Source organism: Croceitalea marina (genome assembly GCF_042684265.1).
Taxonomy (GTDB): domain Bacteria; phylum Bacteroidota; class Bacteroidia; order Flavobacteriales; family Flavobacteriaceae; genus Croceitalea; species Croceitalea marina.
Genome location: NZ_JBHULB010000016.1, coordinates 290,796 through 311,464 on the forward strand (window position 1 = coordinate 290,796; position 20,669 = coordinate 311,464).

Consider the following 20,669-nt stretch of genomic DNA (forward strand, 5'->3'; position numbering starts at 1 on the left):
CTATAGCCTTTATGACAAAACTTAGTGTCAATATCAACAAATTGGCCACACTTAGAAATTCACGTGGAGGAAACGCCCCTGATCTGTTAAAATCTGCCAAAGACATAGAATCTTTTGGTGGTCAAGGTATTACAATACACCCAAGACCAGACGAAAGGCATATTCGCTATCAAGATGCCTATGATTTAAAGGATATAGTTTCTACCGAATTCAATATTGAAGGTAACCCGATACCTAAGTTTATGGAAATGGTTTTGGCCATTAAACCCACCCAGGTAACCCTTGTACCCGACGCGGAAGACGCTATTACTTCAAATGCAGGGTGGGATACAATAAAAAATAAAGATTTTCTTATTGATGTAGTCGATACCTTTAAAGCAAACGGTATTCGCACTTCAATTTTTGTAGATCCTATTGAAGAAATGGTAGAAGGCGCCAAGGAAGTAGGAACCGATAGGATAGAATTATATACCGAAAGTTATGCAAAGTCTTTCTCGGAAGGAAACAAGAAAAGCATAGTACCCTTTGCGAATGCGGCCAAAGTGGCAAACGATTTAGGAATCGGAATTAATGCCGGCCACGATTTAAGCTTGGATAACATTTCATTTTTTAAGGAGCATATTCCAAATTTGCTTGAGGTATCCATAGGTCATGCCCTTATTTGCGAATCTCTTTATTTAGGATTGGAGAACGTCATCAATATGTACTTACACCGTTTGCAATAATGGAACTACTACATGCTAAAATTATTGGAAAAGGAAAGCCCTTACTGATTTTACACGGGTTTTTAGGTATGTCCGATAACTGGAAAACTTTAGGGAATAAGTACGCAGAAAATGGTTTTCAAGTACACTTGATAGACCAACGTAATCATGGCAAGAGTTTTCACTCAAAAGATTTTGATTATGAATTCATGGCCAAAGACTTGGGGTTTTATATAAAACACCACAGCATTACCAAAGCCAATCTTATTGGTCACTCCATGGGTGGTAAAACAGTGATGCAATTTGCTTGCTCTAACCCTAATTTAGTGGAGAAATTAGTAGTTGCAGATATAGCCCCAAAATATTACCCAGCACACCATAACGAAATTATAAACGGACTGAACTCCTTAGATTTCAATACCATTTCCTCAAGAAGAGAAGCTGATGAAGAATTGGCCAATCACCTATCAGATTGGGGTATTCGTCAATTCTTGTTAAAAAACCTTTATTGGGTCGAGAAAGGTAAACTAGGGTTTAGGTTCAACCTGTCCGTTTTACAGCACAAGATGGAAGAAATAGGAGAGAATATTAGCAGCACCGACTCCTTCGGAGGGGAAACATTGTTTCTTAGAGGAGATAAATCAGAATACATTCTTCAAAATGACTTTGATATTATTCAAAGACATTTCCCAAAAGCGGAAATCGATACCATCTCCAATGCAGGTCACTGGCTGCATGCCGAAAACCCCACAGCATTCTTTTCTAGGTCGCTACAATTCCTAAATCGTTAAAAATTGACCTAATTTATTATGCATGCATAATTTTTTTTACCTTTTAATTGTATGTATAACAATTTTCGCATAGTTTTGGAAATAAGCGATTAACGCAAACTTAACTTAAACTAACTTTAAATTTATTGATATGAAGAAGTTCCTCGCACTACTTTCTATGTTTGGACTTATTTTCGTCTCTTGTTCTGATGATGATACGGTTGCAGATACTACACCAACACCTCCAACACCAATAACTTTCACAAGTGGTTCTGCTGATTTTTCGAACTATGTGTCTCTAGGTAATTCATTGACTGCAGGTTTTTCTGATGCGGCATTATTTCAATCAGGCCAAACTGCGTCTTTTCCAAATATGCTGGCCTCTAACTTTGAATTGGCAGGCGGCGGCAGCTTCAACATCCCTTTTATGGCAGATGATTTGGGTGGTTTGACCCTTGGGGGAACACCAATTTCTGGCAACCGGCTTATTTTATCATTTGCCTCAGGCTCACCTGCTCCAGTACCTGTGAGTGGTCAAGGAAGTACAGAAGTTTCAAACGTTCTTTCGGGACCTTTTAATAATATGGGAGTTCCTGGAGCTAAAAGTTATCACTTACTTGCACCTGGTTACGGTAATGTAGCCGGTGTTGGGAGCACTGCAAATCCTTATTTCGTGCGTTTCGCTTCAAGTCCGAATACCACAATATTAGCAGATGCGGCTGCTCAAAACGCTAGTTTCTTTAGTTTGTGGATTGGTAATAATGATGTTTTAGGCTACGCTACTAGTGGAGGTGCCGGTGTCGACCAAACCGGTAATCTAGATCCAAGCACATATGGCGGTTCTGATGTTTCAGATCCAAATGTGGTTGCAGGTTCTATCAACGCAATTTTACAGGCGATGACAGCAAATAACGCAAAAGGGGTGATTGCCAATATTCCAGATGTGACAACGATTCCGTTTTTAACAACAGTACCTCATAATCCTGTTCCTTTGGATGCCGCTACTGCAGATTTACTAAATGGAGCTTATGCGGCCTATAATCAGGCACTTCTAGCCTTTAGTACAAATCAAAATCCGTTAGGGGCACCACAAATTACGCCTGAGGAAGCTGCAAAAAGAACAATTTCTTTTCAAGCCGGTCAAGGAAATGCGGTTGTAATATTAGACGAAGATTTAACAGATCTTAGTGTATTTAGCTCAGCACTGATCAACATGAGACAAGCAACAGCTGATGATTTATTGGTTTTGACTTCTAGTACTTTTATTGGCTCTTTGGCAAATCCGGCAGACCCTACTTCTATAAACGGAGTGGCAGTGCCCTTGGCGGATAATTGGGTGTTAACCCCAGAAGAACAACAAATAGCGAATGCGGCAGTAACAGCTTACAATCAAGTAATCGCTGGTTTAGCAACACAATATGATTTAGCTTTGGTTGATGCGAACTCTTTATTGGTAGAGTTAGGAGCAAATGGATTTACTCAGGCTGACGGCAGCGTAGTAACTGCAAACTTTGGCACAGGCGGTGGATTCTCTTTAGATGGGGTGCATCCTTCTCCTCGTGGGTACGCCATTTTAGCCAATGCTTTTGTTGAAGCTATCAATACCAAGTATGGATCCAATTTACCAGGGGTTAATCCACTAGATTTTACCGGATTGTATATTAAATAAAATTTATCGACATTGATACAAGTCTAGTTGTCATTAGTCGAATATTATTAAAAAGCTTAGCTTTTATTCTCTAATTTTAGAGGTATTAGCTAAGCTTTTTTTATGCGAATGTTTAATTTCAATCAAAATGACGGATTACTACTAAACTGCTCGAATCGGGCTTTGATCTTATTGGCTTTTTTAGTGGTTTTATCTTCCTGTCGGCAAAAGCCCAATTCAACTGAAAAACTAATTTCTAAAAATGAATTGGAAACCATTCCTGAAAAGGTTGACTTTACTTTTGATGTAAAACCTATTATTTCCGACCGCTGTTTCAAATGCCACGGTCCGGATAAAAATGCAATAGAAGGAGGTTTATCTTTAAATACAGCAGAAGATGCCTACAAAGCGCTAGGTAAATTAAAAGACCATCATGCGATAGTACCAAAGAAGCCTAAAGAAAGCACACTAGTAAGTCGTATTTATTCGGATGACCCCAACCTTTTAATGCCTCCACCAGAATCGAACCTTGCCCTTAGCGAAACTGAAAAGGCCATTCTAAAAAAATGGATTGAACAGGGGGCCGAATACAAAGAACACTGGGCGTTTATCCCTCCTAAACCGCAAGAGATACCTGTAGTAAATAAAAAAGACTGGGCAATCAATGAAATTGATGATTTTATACTTGCCAAACTAGAATTCAATAGCTTGGTGCCATCCGAAAAAGCAAGCAAAGAAAAATTGATCAGAAGAGTGTCTTTTGATTTTACGGGACTTCCCCCAAGTACTGAACAAATAAATGCTTTTGTCAATGACAAGGCATCGAACGCTTACGAAAAACTGGTTGACTCACTTTTAAACACTACAGATTACGCCGAACATATGACAGCCGAATGGATGGATATCAGCAGGTATGCAGACACTCATGGTTATCAAGATGATTTTGAACGTACCATGTGGCCATGGAGAGATTGGGTAATTCATGCCTTTGAAAAGAATATGCCTTATGATGCGTTTGTAACCTATCAATTGGCAGGCGATCTTTTACCTGAAAGAAATTTGGAACAAATACTTGCTACCGGTTTTAATCGTAATCATAAGATCACTTTTGAAGGAGGCACTATTCCAGAAGAGTATCATGTAGAATATGTAGAAGATAGAGTCACCACTTTTGGTACTGCTTTCTTAGGTTTGACTTTTGAGTGTGCAAGATGTCACGACCATAAGTATGATCCAATCAGTCAAAAAGAACATTTTGAGTTATTTAGTTTTTTCAATAATAATAAAGAGAAAAACAAAATACACTTACCCGGGGAAACCCCAGAACCATACATTACAATTACTAAAAAAGAGGTTAATGGCGTTCTCAATTTTGTAAACCTTCAACACTCCAAAAAGAAAGAAGTTCCCGTTATGGTGATGAATGAAATGGACGAATTAAAGCCCGCTTTCATTTTAAACCGGGGTGTTTATGATCAACCTACGCAAGAAGTATATCCAAACACTCCAAAATCGGTATTAGAATTTCCTGAAAACCTGCCTAAGAATAGATTGGGACTTTCTAAATGGTTATTTGATGCTAATAATCCGCTTACTGCCAGAGTAACGGTAAATCGATTATGGCAAAGAATGTTTGGCACTGGATTGGTAAGTTCATCCTATGATTTCGGAAATCAAGGTGCACTACCATCACATCCTGAGCTATTAGACTTTTTAGCCCTTAAATTACAAGAGGATAAATGGGATATTAAAAAAATGCTAAGATATATCGCACTTTCCGCAACCTACCAGCAAAGTTCGGTAACCACTCCAGAATTATTAGAAAAAGATCCTGAAAATAGACTCTTGGCAAGAGCTCCGAGACTTCGATTATCTGCCGAGATGATTCGTGACCAAGCACTTGCCATCAGCGGATTATTGAACAAAGAGGTTGGCGGACCGAGTGTAAAACCCTATCAGCCAGAAGGAATTTGGGAAGAAACAACCGGTGGCGGTGGTGGTAGTACTGCCCAATATGTACAAAGCACTGGAAAAGATCTTTACAGAAGAAGCCTGTATACCTTTTGGAAGCGTACCGTTCCTCCTCCAAACATGATGACTTTTGATGCCGCCTCTAGAGATTTATGTTCAGTAAAAAGACAAGAAACCAATACCCCTTTACAAGCCCTAGTATTATTAAATGACCCGCAACTGATAGAAGCATCAAGAGCTTTAGCTGCGAATACCATTAAGTTACAACCAAATGAAAACAAAAAACAGATAACGCATATTTTTCAAAAAGCTACCTCTCGCCTGCCCGATTCTGAAGAGATGGAGATGCTTTTGACACATTATGATGATATGATGGCCAAAATAAGTTCAAATGAAATTATTGCTTCAGAATATGTTACCATTGGCGATTTTGTAGCTGATGCGACTATACCACAAGAAAAACTTGTGGCGCTATCTTTAGTTGCCCATACTATTTTGAATTTAGACGAAACTATTACCAGAGGATAAGATGAGTGAGAAGAAAATTATACACGAACGTTCCTTATTATTGAACAGAAGGTCTTTTTTAGGAAAGTCTGCCCTTGGCGTTGGTGGTGCAGCATTAAGCACGCTTATGGGCTGTTCTTTTTTCAGAAAAGATGAAAATGGCATACTTACCAAAGAATCGAGCTTTGGCAGTAATCAAGGAACTTTAGATGTGCTTCATCATGCCGCAAAGGCTAAAAGAGTAATTTATTTATTCCAAAGTGGTGGACCGTCACAATTGGAGCTTTTCGATTACAAACCAGCACTAATTAAAAGGAGAGGTGAAGAACTTCCTGAATCTATTAGAAATGGGCAACGCTTGACCGGAATGACTTCTGGGCAAGATAGTTTTCCCCTAGCAGGCTCGGTTTTCGATTTTAAGCAGTATGGCAAAAACGGCACTTGGGTAAGTGATTTGTTACCTTATACCGCAAAAATGGTCGATGAACTCTGTATCGTAAAATCGATGTTCACCGAAGCCATTAATCATGACCCCGCGGTAACTTTTTTTCAAACAGGATCGCAACAACCTGGCAGACCAAGTATGGGTTCTTGGTTAAGCTATGGTTTGGGCAGTGAGAATAAAAATTTACCTGCATTTACAGTTTTATTATCCCGAGGTTCTGGTAGACCCAATGGACAGCCATTATATACAAGACTATGGGGCAACGGCTTTTTACATTCACTTCACCAGGGAGTTCAATTTAGAGCAGCGAAAGACCCAGTGCTCTATTTAAATGACCCAAAAGGAATCACCAAAGAAAGTAAACGTGATATTCTAGATAAAATAGCTGAACTCAATGACAAGCAATATGACGAATTTGGTGACCCTGAGATTCAAAGTAGAATAGCGCAATATGAAATGGCCTATAAAATGCAAACATCTGTTCCCGATGTCATGAATACCGATGACGAACCAGATTATATTTATCAGATGTATGGTGCAGATGCCAAAATTCCAGGTACTTATGCTGCCAATTGCCTATTAGCAAGAAAACTAGCAGAAAAAGATGTTCGCTTTATCCAATTGTACCATATGGGTTGGGATCAACATGATAATCTGCCAAATGCAATTGAAAAACAAGCTAAAGATGTAGATCAGGCTTCTGCAGCACTCGTTGCCGATTTAAAGCAACGTGGTCTATTAGAAGACACCCTTGTTATTTGGGGTGGAGAATTTGGAAGAACAAACTATTCGCAAGGCTTACTTACAGACACTAATTATGGTCGTGATCACCATCCTCGATGTTTCACCATGTGGATGGCAGGCGGAGGTATAAAACCGGGAACAGTTTATGGAGAAACTGATGAGTTTGGTTATAACATTATTAAAGACCCAGTTCATGTTCATGATTTTCAAGCAACTATGCTTCATTTATTAGGTATCGATCATGAAAAACTTACTTATAAATACCAAGGTAGACGCTTTAGACTGACCGATGTTGAAGGGCATATCATGAACGATTTACTGGCCTAATGAAAAGAAGAAACTTTATTAGAAATAGTAGCTTAGCAACTACTGGTTTAGCTTCAGGATTGTTAAACGCAAATCATTTGTTTTCATATAAAGATGCCATAATAGGTCATAATTCCCACCAATATAAAATAGACTTGCAATGGGGAGCACTAAACTCTAACTTTTATCCTGTGAACGATTGTCATGAAATGGTTCAAGACTCTAAAGGTAGAATCATTTTATTGACAAATCATACCAAAAACAACATTATTATTTATGACCGTTCTGGAAAGCTACTGGAAGTATGGGGAACAGATTACCCAGGAGCACACGGGTTAACTTTAAATGTCGAAAATGGTGAAGACGTACTATATATTTCAGATAATAACCGGCATGAGGTTATAAAAACCACGTTGGATGGTAGGGTTATTCAAGTGTTTCCTTATCCTAAAGAGTCGGGCAAATATCCTAAAAAAGAAAACTATATACCGACTGAAACTGCAATAGCCAAAAACGGTGATGTTTATGTTGCCGATGGCTATGGAGAACAGTTTATTATGCATTATAATAGCAAAGGTGAGCTCTTAAATATTTTTGGAGGTCGAGGCAAAGAAGAGCATCAATTCAATAACGCCCATGGTATTTGTATTGATGACCGCGATGCATCAAACCCAACATTGCTCATAACTGCACGTCAACAGAATAAGCTAAAACGTTTTGGCTTAAATGGTGACTATTTAAATAGCATTGATTTGCCTGGTGCATTTATTTGCAGACCCGTAATTCATAATAAGCATATTTATTTAGCAACTATTTGGTCCGGAAATGGTGCTGAAGGAACTGGATTCATCAGCATTTTGAACGAAAACAACCAATTAATTTCTGCCCCAGGCGGCTGTGAACCAAAATATATAGATGGGAAATTAAATTCAATGTATCAAACCTTAAAAGTATTTCAACATCCACATGATGTATGCCTTGATGATGATGAAAATTTATATGTGGCGCAGTGGAATTCTGGCAAAACTTACCCCATAAAATTATATCGTGTCTAATGAAGCTCAAGATTAGTTTTTTCATATTGATAGGTTTTGGGGTTTTATCCTGCCAACAAGGAGGCAATCCAAGCTTTAGCTCATCAGAAATTTTTGAGTTATCGCCACCTCAACTTACAATAGATTCACTTCTTTTTACGACCTCCGCTAAGCTCGAAGCAAACTTTGAAGTTAAGAATGCTAAAATTCATTATACTAGAGATGGTAGTAGCGTTAACGAAAGTTCAGCGGTGTACAAGAACCCAATTACCATACAAAAATCCGGCACATATAGTTTTAAAAATTTTCATCCTGATTTTAAGTCAAGTGATGAAATTAGCATTAGCCTTATAAAGATTACTAACGATATTTCTAGAACTAAAATCACAATTTCTCCAAATCCACATTCGAATTACGGAGGGATAGGAGTTCGGGGATTGGTGGATCTAAAAAAAGGAAGTACACAATTTAGAAATGGAAATGAATGGCTTGGATTTCAGTCACCCGTTATCACCATTAATTTAGATTTTGAAGAACAGCTCGAAATTTCAAAAATTATACTAAGTACACTTAAAGACCATAATTCATGGATATTTTCTCCAGAATCTATTGTGGCTTCAAACCAAACAAGACGAATAGGTTCTTTAAATTTAGCGCCGCCCAAAGCACCTCAAGAAACCAAGCTGTCATTTATTGAAATTCCAATCAAAAAAGATTCTTATTCTAATTTAGAAATTCAAATACACCTTTTAGACAAAATTCCGAACTGGCATCAAGGCAAGGGCACATTACCCTTCTTTTTTATTGATGAAATAATAGTTGAATAAACAATGACATACCTAACTATAAATATTGGCAATTTTCATCCTATTTTGGTACATCTACCGATTGGGATTTTGATTTTTGCCTTTTTATTAGAAGTCTACCAACGTTTTAAGCCAAAAGAAAACATAACGGGTATCATAAAATTTGCCATTGCCATTGGTGTCTTAAGCGCAATAGTATCCATAATTACCGGTCTTTTTTTAGAAGATAGTGGCTCTTACGATGAAGATGCCATTTTCAGACATAAGTGGATGGGTATTGGCATGACGGCAATAGCTATCTTATTATATTTTGCTAAAGACAGTGGAAATAAAGTTGTATCTAAACTATACCTCCCCATGTTTGTAGCGGTTATGATACTGCTAACGATTACAGGTCATTGGGGCGGAAACATGACGCACGGCGAAGGTTTTTTAACCAAAGATATTACCTCAAATGAAATCATAATCGAAGATGTAAACGAAGCCTTAGTTTATAACGATATTATTCAGCCTATTTTAAATAACAAGTGTGTTAGTTGTCACAATTCTAAAAAAACCGAGGGAAAGCTGTTGTTAACCTCACAACAAGAGCTACTTCTAGGTGGAGATTCCGGAAGCCTTTTAGAGTCAAAAACATCAGAACAACCCTTACTTTTGCATCGAGTTCAATTACCGGAAGAAGATGAAGAACATATGCCCCCAAAGGGTAAAATACAATTAACAGCCAGTGAAATTGAACTGTTACAGTGGTGGATTGAGAATGACAATTGTTTTGATTGTATCACTTCAGATTTGGAACGTAATAAAAAAATTCAAACCTATCTAAATGAATTAGAAGAAGATACTTCTATAAGGGCAATGATCGCTAAAGATTTGGATATTGTTGACCATAATTGGCTTACATCTAAAAAATTATCTGGCATCTCTATTTATCCCTTAAAAGAGGGAAGTCCTTTATTGCTCCTTAATTTATCCAATCGTAAAAATCTTTCCAAAAATGATTTCCTAGGACTCAAAAAATATGCGGAGCACATTGTAGAACTAAACTTGGGATATTCCAATTTTCAAGATTCATTGGCTTCTTCCATTTCAATCTTTAAAAATCTAACCAAACTGCAATTGCAAGGCACAGCGGTTGACGATGAGACTATAAAAGTACTTGATGGATTTGATAAACTAGAATCTTTAAACCTCTATGGAACGGAAATCACCGATACTGCAATAGAAACATTAAAAAACTTGACCAGTTTAAAAGACCTGTACCTATGGCGAACGAACCTTACGAATGAGGCAATAGCGCAATTAACATCAGAAAACAAAAATTTAATCGCTCATCAAATCAACAAAGATATCTTTTCAGCATCCGCTATTACTCCTCCCCTATTTATTGTAGCTTCAAATTTTATAAAAGACTCACTACCTGTGGAGTTAGCGACTTCATTTGAAAATGCAAGTATTTTTTATACCACTGATAATTCTGAACCGGATACCTCTTCTACAAAATACTCAGAACCATTTCTTCTAAAAGAAACAACGACTGTAAAGGCGATAAGCCATAAAAAAGGTTGGGGCAAAAGTGAGGTTGTTACTACAAATTTTAAAAGAAGTACCATAGGCTACACCAATGTTGCCTTAAATAAGGAGCCAAGTGAGAAATACCAAGGAAAAGGGGCAGAAACACTTATTGATTTAGAAAGAGGAAGCGAGCGATTTGTAGATGGAAAATGGCTTGGCTATGAGGGCACACATTTTAATGCCACTTTTCAGCTAGAGGAGAAAAAAGAAATCTCATCAATTTCTGTTAGCGCCTTATCAAATCCTACCAACTGGATTTTTCACCCAAAAGGATTCAAAATATGGGTCTCAATCAATGGAAAAGATTTTAAACCTTGGCATACTGTTAAGCTTCCTGAACAAGAACCCTCATCAAATAGTAGCATTGATTTCTTTGATATTGAACTCCCCAAAGTGGAAACAAAATATGTACGTATTCAAGTTGAAAGTATTTTAAAGAATCCTTCTTGGCATCAATCTCCTGGAGGAAAAAGCTGGTTATTTGTTGATGAAATACTAATCAATTGATCAGCTGTAATTCTTGAAAGATTTAAAATCCATAAATTGTAGCTGAAAGAAACCTTTTATCATGAAACTTATTCTCAGAATTTTACTTAGCGCAGTGGCCGTTGTTATACTTTCAAAAGTACTGCCCAACGTAAGCGTAGATAGTTATGTTACCGCAATTATAGTTGCTGTAGTATTAAGCCTTTTGAACTTCATTGTCAAACCCATATTGGTGATTTTGACCTTACCTGTTACCATTATTACCCTTGGTTTGTTTTTGCTGGTGATTAATGCGATTATCATTTTATTGGCCAGTAATTTCATTGACGGTTTCACTGTTAATGGTGTTTTATGGGCAATAGTTTTTAGCCTCTTACTTTCTTTACTTCAATCTATTTTATATTCTATTTTAAAAGAGGATAAGAAATAGTAAGTTATAGTTTGGTTTTCAATAGCTTAAAAAGTTGGCAAGCAATACAAAATATAGTATTTTTGCCACCCATTTTAGAAAAGCTAATAGTTAACTTCAGATGAATATTACAAAAGAACAGATAGACGATTTAAATGCAGTAGTAAAAGTAGCTATCACCAAAGATGATTATCAAGAAAAGGTAGATACTATTTTAAAAGACTATAGAAAACAAGCGAATATTCCAGGTTTTAGAAAAGGTCAGGTTCCTATGGGGCTTATCAAAAAACAATACGGAAAAGCTGTTTTAGTTGATGAAGTGAACAAATTGTTACAAGACAATTTGAATAAATACCTAACTGAAGAAAAACTTGATGTTTTGGGTAACCCGTTGCCGAAACAACAAGATGGTTTTGATTGGGATAATGACGAATTCGCCTTTGAATTCGAATTAGGTCTTGCTCCAGATTTTAAGGTTAATGTGAAGACCAAAAAAGCAATAACCCAATACAAAATCGTTGCTGATAAGAAAATGGTCGATGAGCAAGTAGAACGTATTCAAAAACAGTACGGAAAGTTGATTTCTAAAGCTGAAGTTGGCAAAACTGATGAAGTATCCGGAGTATTTAAAAACGAAGCAGAAGAAATAGATAACAAAACTACGGTTGAGCTAGATAAAATTAAAAGCAAAAAAGCTATCGATGCTTTGGTTGGTAAAAAAGTTGGTGATGTCGTTACCATAAAAACCAAAGGTTTATTTAAAGAAGATTACCTATTACCATCTGCCCTTGGTATTGCAAAAGAAAAGGCTGAAAAGTTAAATACCGAAGTATCATTTGCGATTGAAGAAATTAACGAAAGAGAATCTGCAGAATTAAATCAAGAGCTTTTTGACAAGCTCTTTGGAGAAGGTAATATCAAATCGGAGAAAGAGCTTAAGGCACGTATCAAAGAGGATTCTGAAAAGCAATTCGAGCAACAGGCCGATCAAAAGTTGTTGAATGATATTACGGAAAAGCTGATCGATGAAACAAAATTTAACCTTCCGACCGAATTCCTTAAAAAGTGGATCCAGGTAAGTGGCGAAAATCCGTTATCAGAAGATGAAGCTAGTGAAGAATATGAAAAATCAGAAAAAGGACTTCGTTATCAACTCATTGAAGGCAGAATCATCAATGAAAACAATCTTCAAGTTCAATTCGATGAATTAAAAGAATTTGCTAAAGGTTTTATAAAATCTCAAATGGCACAATACGGGCATTTAAATCCGACCGAAGAAGAGCTTGAAAATGTTGCTACAAGAGTTATGGGCAATCAAGAAGAAGTTAAAAGAATGTCAGAGCAACTTATGAGTCAAAAGCTGTTGGATCTTTATAAAGAAAAGGCTAATCTTAAAGTTAAAGAAGTTACTTATGATAACTTTATAAAAGAGGCCTACAAATAGCATTCTAAATAATATGTATCTTTGCGGTTCTGAAAACTTGAGTTTTCAGAACCGTTTTTTATTAAAATAAGCTTTAAAAATTCTATGGATTACGGAAAAGAATTTAAAAAATACGCCACTCAACATCAAGGGATAAACAGCATGTACTATGACCAAATCGTCAGTAGTATGTACCCGGTAAACTTGACACCGAACATTATCGAAGAGCGTCAGATGAATATCGCTGTTTTTGATGTTTTCTCTCGATTAATGATGGATCGTATTATTTTTCTTGGCACGGGTATCAATGATCAAGTCGCAAATATAGTTCAGGCCCAATTGCTATTTTTAGAAAGTACCGATGCCAATAAAGACATATCTATTTACATAAATTCACCTGGTGGTAGTGTATATGCAGGTTTAGGCATTTATGATACGATGCAGTTTATCAAACCTGACGTCGCAACAATTTGTACCGGAATGGCAGCATCTATGGGAGCTGTGCTCCTCTGCGCAGGCGAGAAAGGAAAACGTAGCGGACTAACCCATTCTAGGGTCATGATTCATCAACCAATGGGAGGCGCTCAGGGCCAAGCAAGTGACATTGAAATTACCGCTAAAGAAATACTTAAACTAAAGGAAGAATTATATGCAATCATTGCAAATCATTCGGGTCAAACTTATGACAAGGTTTATGAGGATAGTGACCGTGATTATTGGATGAAAGCAGATGATGCCAAGAAATACGGTATGATCGATGAAATCTTAGTAAGAGATAAATAATAATTTCGACCAACTACACCTCGCAAAGTAAACCATTATTGGGCTTTTTGCGTTAGTGTACTGTAAACTTTAATGCTTTTTATGGCAAAGGAAAATCTAGAATGCTCATTTTGCGGAAGAAAAAAACCAGAAACCAATCTTTTGATTGCGGGTCTGGATGCTCATATTTGCGATAGATGTATTGAGCAAGCCTATAGCATTGTTTCAGAAGAGTCAAAGCAATCAAAGAATAATGATCTTTCATCAGAATTGGTCTTAAAAAAGCCAATGGAGATAAAAGAATTTCTAGACACTTTTGTAATTGGCCAAGAACGTACCAAAAAGGTAATGTCGGTCGCTGTTTATAATCACTACAAAAGATTATTACAGCCCAAGAGTAAAGAAGATGATATTGAAATCCAAAAAAGCAATATCATTATGGTCGGGCAAACTGGTACGGGTAAGACCTTAATTGCCAAAACAATAGCTCGAATGCTCAATGTGCCTTTAGCCATAGTTGATGCAACTGTACTTACCGAAGCTGGTTATGTAGGTGAAGATGTAGAAAGCATCCTCACCCGCTTGTTACAAGCTGCCGACTACAATCTAGAAAAAGCGGAGCGTGGCATTGTTTTTATTGATGAAATTGATAAAATTGCCCGTAAGAGCGATAACCCCTCCATTACGCGAGATGTTTCGGGTGAAGGAGTACAACAAGGGCTTTTAAAACTTTTAGAAGGTACTGTCGTCAATGTGCCACCAAAAGGAGGAAGAAAGCATCCAGACCAGAAATTTATTGAGGTTAACACCGAGAACATTTTGTTCGTCGCAGGTGGTGCTTTCGATGGTATCGAAAGAATGATTACCAAACGCTTGAACATGCAAGCTGTTGGTTATAGCGCATCAAAAGCCGAAGACAACTTAGACCAAGAGAATATTTTACAATACATCATTCCAAAAGATTTAAAAGATTTTGGATTGATACCAGAGATTATTGGTCGTCTTCCTGTCTTAACACATATGAATCCCTTAGATGCAAAGACTTTACGTGCTATTTTAACAGAACCTAAAAACGCTATCATTAAGCAATATGAAAAATTGTTTACGATGGATGGTATCGAGTTTAGTATCACCGAACAAGCTCTTAACTATTTGGTAGAAAAAGCAATAGAATACAAATTAGGCGCGAGAGGACTCCGTTCGTTGTGCGAAGCGGTGTTTACAGATGCTATGTTTAGTTTACCTAGCAGCGAAGAAAAAGAATTTAAGGTAACCAAAGCGTATGCAGAAGAAAAGCTGTCTTATGAAACCATTAAGAAACTCAAGGCCGTATCTTAATTTGAAGATGATTTAAAATAAAAAAGGAGCCCTCAAATTGAGGGCTCCTTTTTTTATACTTTATATCGATTTTACACTGCCTTTTTGGTTACTTTATGTAAAAGTTCCATACAGACATCACCAATAATCTTTTCATCAGAATACAGCTCATGTCCAAAACTTGGAATAATATTTAAAGAAACCCCAACTTCTTTCGCCCATTTCATTTCAGGTTTGAATTTATCACATTCGCCAAAAATCAGGTTCATATCTACTTCTGGAGAAGCATCTTCCATTCTAATACGTGTAGCCGAAATTGCCGTAAGCGATTTCATCGGAAGCCCTTTTAGCGCAGCTTTCCAAGCTATGGTTCCCCCAGTACTAAAGGCCAAAACATGGCTAGCCTCTTTCTCTTTTTTAAGTAGGTGCGCCACTGCCGTATCTATACCTCCGTTTGTAAACGCTTTATGTAAATTTTCCTCTGTATTGATAAGCTCGTCTATGTTAGCAAGTTGCTGACAATCGTAAAAAGTAATATCATAATACTGCTGAAGGTATCCGAAATAAGAGGTTATCCAAAGCCCCTTTTTTACGCCCCACATATCGGAAAGAATTAGTAATTTTTCTGCCATAATTTTTAACTTTTGTTTGATTTAAGTTTTAAGATTGGGGAATTATCTTAACAAACATCAACCTTAAACGTCGCAAATCCTTATTTATTTGTTCAAGCAAGAAATTTGTTCGATGAACGGTTTAAATCTACGAAAACGTTTTCGTAGATTATCGATAATATGTGTAAGTGGTCTGTTTTAGGTTATTCCTTGTTGATATCCAACAACTCTTCTACATAACATCTATCATTAGATAATCTTGGAATTTTGTGTTGCCCTCCTAATTTATCTTTAGATTTTAACCAGTCATAAAATAGATTCTCACGGGCAACATGCACTTCGGGCATTTTTAAAGTAGTGTTGTTATAACGTTTAGCTTCGTAATCTGAGTTTAGCGATTTAAGGGCATTATCTAAAAATTCTGTAAAATAGGCAATGTCCTCCGGTGATTTACGAAACTCAATAATCCATTCGTGTGCTCCTTTTTCATTGCCCCTCATAAATATGGGCGCAGCGGTATAATCTTTAATTTCAGCGCCTGTCTTTACACAAACCTTTTTTAAGGCTTCCTCTGCGTTTTCGATAATCAACTCTTCGCCAAAAGCATTAATATGATGTTTGGTTCTGCCCGTTATTCGAATTCTATATGGGTCAGTAGATGTAAATCGGACAGTGTCACCAATTTTATATCTCCATAAGCCTCCATTTGTAGTAATTACAATGGCATAATTAACCCCTGTTTCAACTTCCCAAATAGGAACCGTTTTTTGGGTTTCCTTTCCATAAGAGTCCATAGCAATGAACTCGTAAAAAATTCCATAGTCTAACATCAACAACAAATCTTGCGAGTTGTTGCGGTCTTGTATCCCGAAAAAACCTTCCGAAGCATTATAGGTTTCATAGTAGTTAAACTTCTTTCGAGGAAGCAGCTTTCTATACTGTTCGCGATAGGGAGCAAAACTTACCCCGCCATGAAAATAGACCTCTAGATTTTCCCAAACTTCAAAAAGGTGATTTTTACCTGTTTTTTCAATCACATTGTTCAACAGTACCAACATCCAAGAAGGCACACCTGCCAAACTAGTAACATTCTCTTTGATACTCTCTTCAATGATGGCCTCGAGTTTGGTTTCCCATTCGCTCATTAAAGAGACTTTGTTGCTTGGAGTACTGCTATACTCTGCCCAAAGTGGCATGTTATCAATAAGAATAGCAGAAAGGTCACCGAAGAAACTTCCATTATCCTCATACAACTCTTTACTGCCCCCTAAACGCAAACTTTTACCATTGAATAATTGGGAAGTCTCGTTATTGTTCAGATAAAGGCATAACAAATCTTTACCCGACTTGTAATGACAGTCTTCTAAGGCCTCTGAACTTACGGGTATAAACTTGCTTTTGGCATTTGTAGTCCCGCTACTTTTTGCAAACCATTTAATATGTGTCGGCCAGAATAGGTTTTGCTCACCCTTACGCGTACGTTCTATTAAAGGGGCAATTTCTTCATAATTGACAATTGGCACGCGCTCAGAAAACTCTTTATATGTAGAAATGGAATCAAAACCATATTCTCGACCTAAAGCCGTCTCATCAGCGTAGGATAGTAATTGATGTAATACCTCATCTTGTACATCATCAGGATACTTTAGAAAAAGTTCTATCTGGTGATAGCGTTTTTTAAGCAGCCAAGATGCAATAGAATTAAATAAAGGTATTGGCATTTTAGGTATATTTAGTCTAGTGAACTTGCATAGACCTTTTTAATTTGCTAAAAAATTGTCTTTTTGAACTGTATTTTTGCCAAAAATAAAAAGCCAATACAAGTTCAGTGAAAAATCAGCATGATTTTATAGCTAAAATAGCTTTTATTTTCAATATCATTTAATACAATCCGAACCAATGTTATACGAAGGTGTTTTACGAAAAATGCAAACGGAACTGGGTAATCCAATCCAGTATTTTTTAGTTTTTGAGAACGATTTTATCAATTTCAACCAGGCCTTGAACAAAAAATTACAGCTTAAGTTTATCAAATTTCAATGTTTGAGCTGTGGTAACGACCGGCCTATTTACCGCCAAGGCTTCTGCAAATCGTGTTTTTATGAAACTCCAGCGGCTGGAGATTGGATTATGAAACCAGAATTGAGCACCGCACATTTAGACAAAGAGGACCGCGATTTAGCATACGAAAAACGCGTACAATTGCAACCGCATATTGTTTATTTGGCAAACTCAAGCAACGTAAAAGTTGGGGTGACCAGAAAAGCGCAGGTACCTACCCGTTGGATAGATCAAGGTGCCCATGAAGCCATTGAAATTGTTGAAGTACCTAACCGCTATTTGGCCGGCATAACCGAAGTTGCCCTAAAAGACCACGTTGCCGATAAAACCAACTGGCGTAAAATGCTTACCAATAGTGTTGAAGATGTGAACTTGGTCGAGTGGCGTGAAAAGCTAAAAAGCCATATTCCTGAAGAAGCACAAGAATATTATATCAATTCAAACACTGAAACCAATTTAGAGTTTCCTGTTTTACAGTACCCTGAGAAAGTACAAAGCTTAAATTTAGACAAAACACCGACTTTTGAAGGCGTTTTAAAAGGAATAAAAGGTCAGTACCTCATTTTTGAAGACAATACTGTTTTTAATGTAAGAGGCAGCGAAGGCTATTATGTAGGTATCGACATCAACTAGATATTCTATGCCGTAGTGCATTTAGAAATTTATAACGTAAAACTGTCTGTTCGAGTTTTTTCCAAAGGAAAAAGTATCGAGAACTAGGTTTTTTCTTTGTAAATTCTGATTCTCGATACATTTTTTCTGATTGAAAACCAGAAAAACCACTCGAATTGACGAATTTTCTTTAAAATAAATTACGAATAACAACCATAATGAAAACTAAAAACACCGTATTAGCTTTACTAACTCTATTTCTTATCTCTTCATGTAGAACAGAGAAAAAAGAAATCGTTGAAATAGAAAAATTTCAATTTGCTACTCCAAGCGAAGTCGGAATGTCTTTAGATAGTCTAGCTAAAATTGATACCATGGTTATGAAGTTTGTTGAAACTAAAAAATACCCTGGTGCAGTTACCTTAATTGCTAAAAATGGCAAAATCATTTATGAATCAGAGGTAGGTTGGACAGATTCTACAAGAACTGAACCTTACCGAAAAGATCATTTATTTAGAATGGCTTCAATGACAAAGCCCGTCGTCTCCGTTGCAACTATGCAACTGGTTGAAGCTGGCAAACTAAATTTAGACGACCCGATAGGTAAATACATTCCGTCATTTATGGAAACGGAAACGCTAACAGATTTTAATGAGGTGGATACTACATGGACGACCACAGCTACTGCCACTATACCTACTGTTCGTCAATTATTAACACAAACTGCTGGTGTGCCTTATGGTTTTATGAATCCTAAAGTGAATGGGGCGATTTTGGCCAAGTACGGCATACCCGATTTAAGTACGCATTTACCTATAACCATAGCAGAAACTGCCAGTAAATTGGGCGATTTGCCATTGATGCACGAACCGGGAGAAAAATGGATGTACGGGCTCAATACTGATGTTTTAGGAAGGGTGGTTGAAGTAGCCTCAGGAATGAAGTTAGATGACTACATCAGAGAATATATTACCAAACCCATTGGCGCGGATAGGTTTGATTTCTATTTTAATGACTCCCTTACCAAAAAATTGGCCAAAGTACATTTAACCAAAGCCGATGGAACTATTGTACTTGCACCTGAAAATATGGGACCATTTTACATACCCAATTACCCTACCCAAGGTGCTAAAACCTATTTGTCTGGCGGCAGTGGTATGACGGGTACAGCTAGGGACTATTTTCTATTTTGCCAAGCTATGCTAAATGACGGCAAATTAGGTGATGCTCAACTATTAAAACCAGAGACTGCACAAGCCATGCATAAATCTCAGATAGACACGCTTAGTTTTCCTTGGGGCACTGGTAGCTTTGGCTATGGTTTTCATGTAGCTAAAGGCGAAACTTCAAGGCCCGATGGTACGTATAGTTGGGGCGGGGCTTTTAGCACTACGTTTTGGATTGACCCGACAAATCAATTAATCGTAATTCAATTAAGACAAGTATTACAGTCTCCTTATAACCCCGAAATTGATGGAAAATTGGAGGAAATCGTTTATAGTGCTTTAAGCGAATAGAAAGTAATCATATAAAAGAAATATAGTTACTAGTAACTATATACAACTGTTGTGCAACATTTGAAAAAACCATCGAGAATGAAAAAATATTTCGGAATAATATTAATGACTTTAGTTATTACTTCCTGTAACGGACAATCTAAATCCGAAAAAAAAGTCGGTGGACCTTGTCAAGATTGCGAAGCAGTTTTGGATTATAAATTGTTGGAATTAGAACCTAAAACAACGGTTACTTTACCGAAATTTGAAAATAACGAACCGAAAGTAAAAATAACAGGAACTGTATTTCAAAAAGACGGAAAAACGCCTGCGGAAAACATAATATTGTACGTATATCACACAGACAGGAACGGAATTTATCAACCAAGTGATAATCCGATTGGTTGGGAAAAAACACACGGACAATACCGTGGATGGTTAAAAACAGGCAAAGACGGAAAATTTACTTTTCAAACTTTTAGACCTGCACCATATCCTAAAGTTCAAGAACCTGAACATATTCACATATACGTGAAAGAACCAAATACTGTCCCATATTATATTGACAGTTATTTTTTTGAAAGCGACCCAAAACTGACGGCTGAAAAAAGAAAGTCCCAGAAAAACAGAGGTGGCTCTGGAATTATAAAACTTGAAGAAGAAAATGGAATTTGGACAGCGAACAGGAATTTGATTTTAGGAATGAATATCCCTGATTATGAATAAAAAACGTTGCACAACAATGTATAACCGCAATTACGGCGGATTCGACTACGTCCGAATCCACTCAGAATTGCTAACGTTTGTGCTTAACCGAAAAACAGTAACCTAAAACCCGTAACTGACGGTTATACGAGACCGTCAGACTGTCTCAAAACTTAAAGTTAGCTTTACCTTGTAGGGTTTGATATTCTTTATCTTTAAGTATGGAGTATCAACAGAAACAATCCCGGACCCAACTTGCCCTCTACACCACTTGTCT

17 protein-coding genes are annotated in these 20,669 nt (G+C 37.1%); 15 read left to right on the forward strand and 2 right to left on the reverse strand.

The window, feature by feature from the left end:
• Nucleotides 1-11: 11 nt before the first annotated feature.
• From ACFSQJ_RS12940 to clpX, 12 genes are all read left to right on the forward strand, one after another.
• Nucleotides 12-725: a pyridoxine 5'-phosphate synthase gene (locus ACFSQJ_RS12940; protein ID WP_377767365.1), complete on the forward strand. Its 714-nt coding sequence runs from the start codon at nt 12-14 to the stop codon at nt 723-725.
• Nucleotides 725-1,495, forward strand: coding sequence for an alpha/beta fold hydrolase (locus ACFSQJ_RS12945; protein ID WP_377767366.1), 771 nt, complete (start codon nt 725-727; stop codon nt 1,493-1,495). The genes ACFSQJ_RS12940 and ACFSQJ_RS12945 overlap by 1 nt, the downstream gene beginning before the upstream one ends.
• A gap of 130 nt (nt 1,496-1,625) precedes the next feature.
• Nucleotides 1,626-3,143, forward strand: a complete 1,518-nt coding sequence (locus ACFSQJ_RS12950; protein ID WP_377767367.1) for a G-D-S-L family lipolytic protein — start codon at nt 1,626-1,628, stop codon at nt 3,141-3,143.
• 102 nt (nt 3,144-3,245) lie between these two features.
• Entirely contained in the window at nt 3,246-5,621 is a 2,376-nt protein-coding gene (locus tag ACFSQJ_RS12955) for a PSD1 and planctomycete cytochrome C domain-containing protein (protein ID WP_377767369.1), read from the forward strand.
• Between the two features lies 1 nt (nt 5,622).
• Nucleotides 5,623-7,116, forward strand: a complete 1,494-nt coding sequence (locus tag ACFSQJ_RS12960; protein ID WP_377767370.1) for a DUF1501 domain-containing protein — start codon at nt 5,623-5,625, stop codon at nt 7,114-7,116.
• Nucleotides 7,116-8,150 carry a 6-bladed beta-propeller gene (locus ACFSQJ_RS12965; RefSeq protein ID WP_377767371.1) on the forward strand — a complete coding sequence of 345 codons (1,035 nt, stop codon included), beginning with the start codon at nt 7,116-7,118 and terminating at the stop codon, nt 8,148-8,150. The genes ACFSQJ_RS12960 and ACFSQJ_RS12965 overlap by 1 nt, the downstream gene beginning before the upstream one ends.
• The gene (locus ACFSQJ_RS12970; protein WP_377767372.1) at nt 8,150-8,956 is read left to right on the forward strand and encodes a chitobiase/beta-hexosaminidase C-terminal domain-containing protein; all 807 of its coding nucleotides are present in this window, start codon (nt 8,150-8,152) and stop codon (nt 8,954-8,956) included. The genes ACFSQJ_RS12965 and ACFSQJ_RS12970 overlap by 1 nt, the downstream gene beginning before the upstream one ends.
• A 3-nt stretch (nt 8,957-8,959) precedes the next feature.
• Nucleotides 8,960-11,017: an FN3 associated domain-containing protein gene (locus ACFSQJ_RS12975; protein WP_377767373.1), complete on the forward strand. Its 2,058-nt coding sequence runs from the start codon at nt 8,960-8,962 to the stop codon at nt 11,015-11,017.
• A 61-nt stretch (nt 11,018-11,078) separates the two neighbouring features.
• Nucleotides 11,079-11,426, forward strand: a complete 348-nt coding sequence (locus tag ACFSQJ_RS12980) for a phage holin family protein (RefSeq protein WP_377767374.1) — start codon at nt 11,079-11,081, stop codon at nt 11,424-11,426.
• Between the two features lie 100 nt (nt 11,427-11,526).
• Nucleotides 11,527-12,849, forward strand: coding sequence for a trigger factor (tig, locus tag ACFSQJ_RS12985; RefSeq protein ID WP_377767376.1), 1,323 nt, complete (start codon nt 11,527-11,529; stop codon nt 12,847-12,849).
• Between the two features lie 84 nt (nt 12,850-12,933).
• Nucleotides 12,934-13,611 (forward strand): ATP-dependent Clp endopeptidase proteolytic subunit ClpP, encoded by a 678-nt coding sequence (clpP, locus tag ACFSQJ_RS12990; protein ID WP_377767377.1) that lies wholly within the window; start codon nt 12,934-12,936, stop codon nt 13,609-13,611.
• An 81-nt stretch (nt 13,612-13,692) separates the two neighbouring features.
• Complete coding sequence (gene clpX, locus ACFSQJ_RS12995; protein WP_377767378.1) at nt 13,693-14,928, forward strand: ATP-dependent Clp protease ATP-binding subunit ClpX; 1,236 nt, start codon at nt 13,693-13,695, stop codon at nt 14,926-14,928.
• 71 nt (nt 14,929-14,999) lie between these two features.
• Here clpX and ACFSQJ_RS13000 read toward each other — a convergent pair whose 3' ends face one another.
• Together ACFSQJ_RS13000 and ACFSQJ_RS13005 are read right to left on the reverse strand one after the other, a co-directional pair.
• Nucleotides 15,000-15,539, reverse strand: a complete 540-nt coding sequence (locus ACFSQJ_RS13000; protein WP_377767379.1) for a hypothetical protein — start codon at nt 15,537-15,539, stop codon at nt 15,000-15,002.
• A gap of 182 nt (nt 15,540-15,721) precedes the next feature.
• Nucleotides 15,722-17,239, reverse strand: coding sequence for a GH3 auxin-responsive promoter family protein (locus ACFSQJ_RS13005; protein ID WP_377767380.1), 1,518 nt, complete (start codon nt 17,237-17,239; stop codon nt 15,722-15,724).
• 178 nt (nt 17,240-17,417) lie between these two features.
• Between ACFSQJ_RS13005 and ACFSQJ_RS13010 the strand changes: the two genes are divergently transcribed.
• The 3 genes from ACFSQJ_RS13010 (at nt 17,418) to ACFSQJ_RS13020 (ending at nt 20,413) form a co-directional block, all read left to right on the forward strand.
• Nucleotides 17,418-18,212 carry a DUF2797 domain-containing protein gene (locus ACFSQJ_RS13010; RefSeq protein ID WP_377767381.1) on the forward strand — a complete coding sequence of 265 codons (795 nt, stop codon included), beginning with the start codon at nt 17,418-17,420 and terminating at the stop codon, nt 18,210-18,212.
• A gap of 197 nt (nt 18,213-18,409) precedes the next feature.
• Nucleotides 18,410-19,708: a serine hydrolase domain-containing protein gene (locus ACFSQJ_RS13015; protein ID WP_377767383.1), complete on the forward strand. Its 1,299-nt coding sequence runs from the start codon at nt 18,410-18,412 to the stop codon at nt 19,706-19,708.
• A gap of 78 nt (nt 19,709-19,786) precedes the next feature.
• Nucleotides 19,787-20,413 (forward strand): dioxygenase family protein, encoded by a 627-nt coding sequence (locus ACFSQJ_RS13020; RefSeq protein ID WP_377767385.1) that lies wholly within the window; start codon nt 19,787-19,789, stop codon nt 20,411-20,413.
• Nucleotides 20,414-20,669 lie beyond the last annotated feature (256 nt).

Coding starts and splice junctions, on each gene's coding strand:
- ACFSQJ_RS12940 (WP_377767365.1), top strand. CDS start 12: ATGACAAAACTTAGTGTCAATATCAACAAATTGGCCACACTTAGAAAT.
- ACFSQJ_RS12945 (WP_377767366.1), top strand. CDS start 725: ATGGAACTACTACATGCTAAAATTATTGGAAAAGGAAAGCCCTTACTG.
- ACFSQJ_RS12950 (WP_377767367.1), top strand. CDS start 1,626: ATGAAGAAGTTCCTCGCACTACTTTCTATGTTTGGACTTATTTTCGTC.
- ACFSQJ_RS12955 (WP_377767369.1), top strand. CDS start 3,246: ATGCGAATGTTTAATTTCAATCAAAATGACGGATTACTACTAAACTGC.
- ACFSQJ_RS12960 (WP_377767370.1), top strand. CDS start 5,623: ATGAGTGAGAAGAAAATTATACACGAACGTTCCTTATTATTGAACAGA.
- ACFSQJ_RS12965 (WP_377767371.1), top strand. CDS start 7,116: ATGAAAAGAAGAAACTTTATTAGAAATAGTAGCTTAGCAACTACTGGT.
- ACFSQJ_RS12970 (WP_377767372.1), top strand. CDS start 8,150: ATGAAGCTCAAGATTAGTTTTTTCATATTGATAGGTTTTGGGGTTTTA.
- ACFSQJ_RS12975 (WP_377767373.1), top strand. CDS start 8,960: ATGACATACCTAACTATAAATATTGGCAATTTTCATCCTATTTTGGTA.
- ACFSQJ_RS12980 (WP_377767374.1), top strand. CDS start 11,079: ATGAAACTTATTCTCAGAATTTTACTTAGCGCAGTGGCCGTTGTTATA.
- tig (WP_377767376.1), top strand. CDS start 11,527: ATGAATATTACAAAAGAACAGATAGACGATTTAAATGCAGTAGTAAAA.
- clpP (WP_377767377.1), top strand. CDS start 12,934: ATGGATTACGGAAAAGAATTTAAAAAATACGCCACTCAACATCAAGGG.
- clpX (WP_377767378.1), top strand. CDS start 13,693: ATGGCAAAGGAAAATCTAGAATGCTCATTTTGCGGAAGAAAAAAACCA.
- ACFSQJ_RS13000 (WP_377767379.1), bottom strand. CDS start 15,539: ATGGCAGAAAAATTACTAATTCTTTCCGATATGTGGGGCGTAAAAAAG.
- ACFSQJ_RS13005 (WP_377767380.1), bottom strand. CDS start 17,239: ATGCCAATACCTTTATTTAATTCTATTGCATCTTGGCTGCTTAAAAAA.
- ACFSQJ_RS13010 (WP_377767381.1), top strand. CDS start 17,418: ATGTTATACGAAGGTGTTTTACGAAAAATGCAAACGGAACTGGGTAAT.
- ACFSQJ_RS13015 (WP_377767383.1), top strand. CDS start 18,410: ATGAAAACTAAAAACACCGTATTAGCTTTACTAACTCTATTTCTTATC.
- ACFSQJ_RS13020 (WP_377767385.1), top strand. CDS start 19,787: ATGAAAAAATATTTCGGAATAATATTAATGACTTTAGTTATTACTTCC.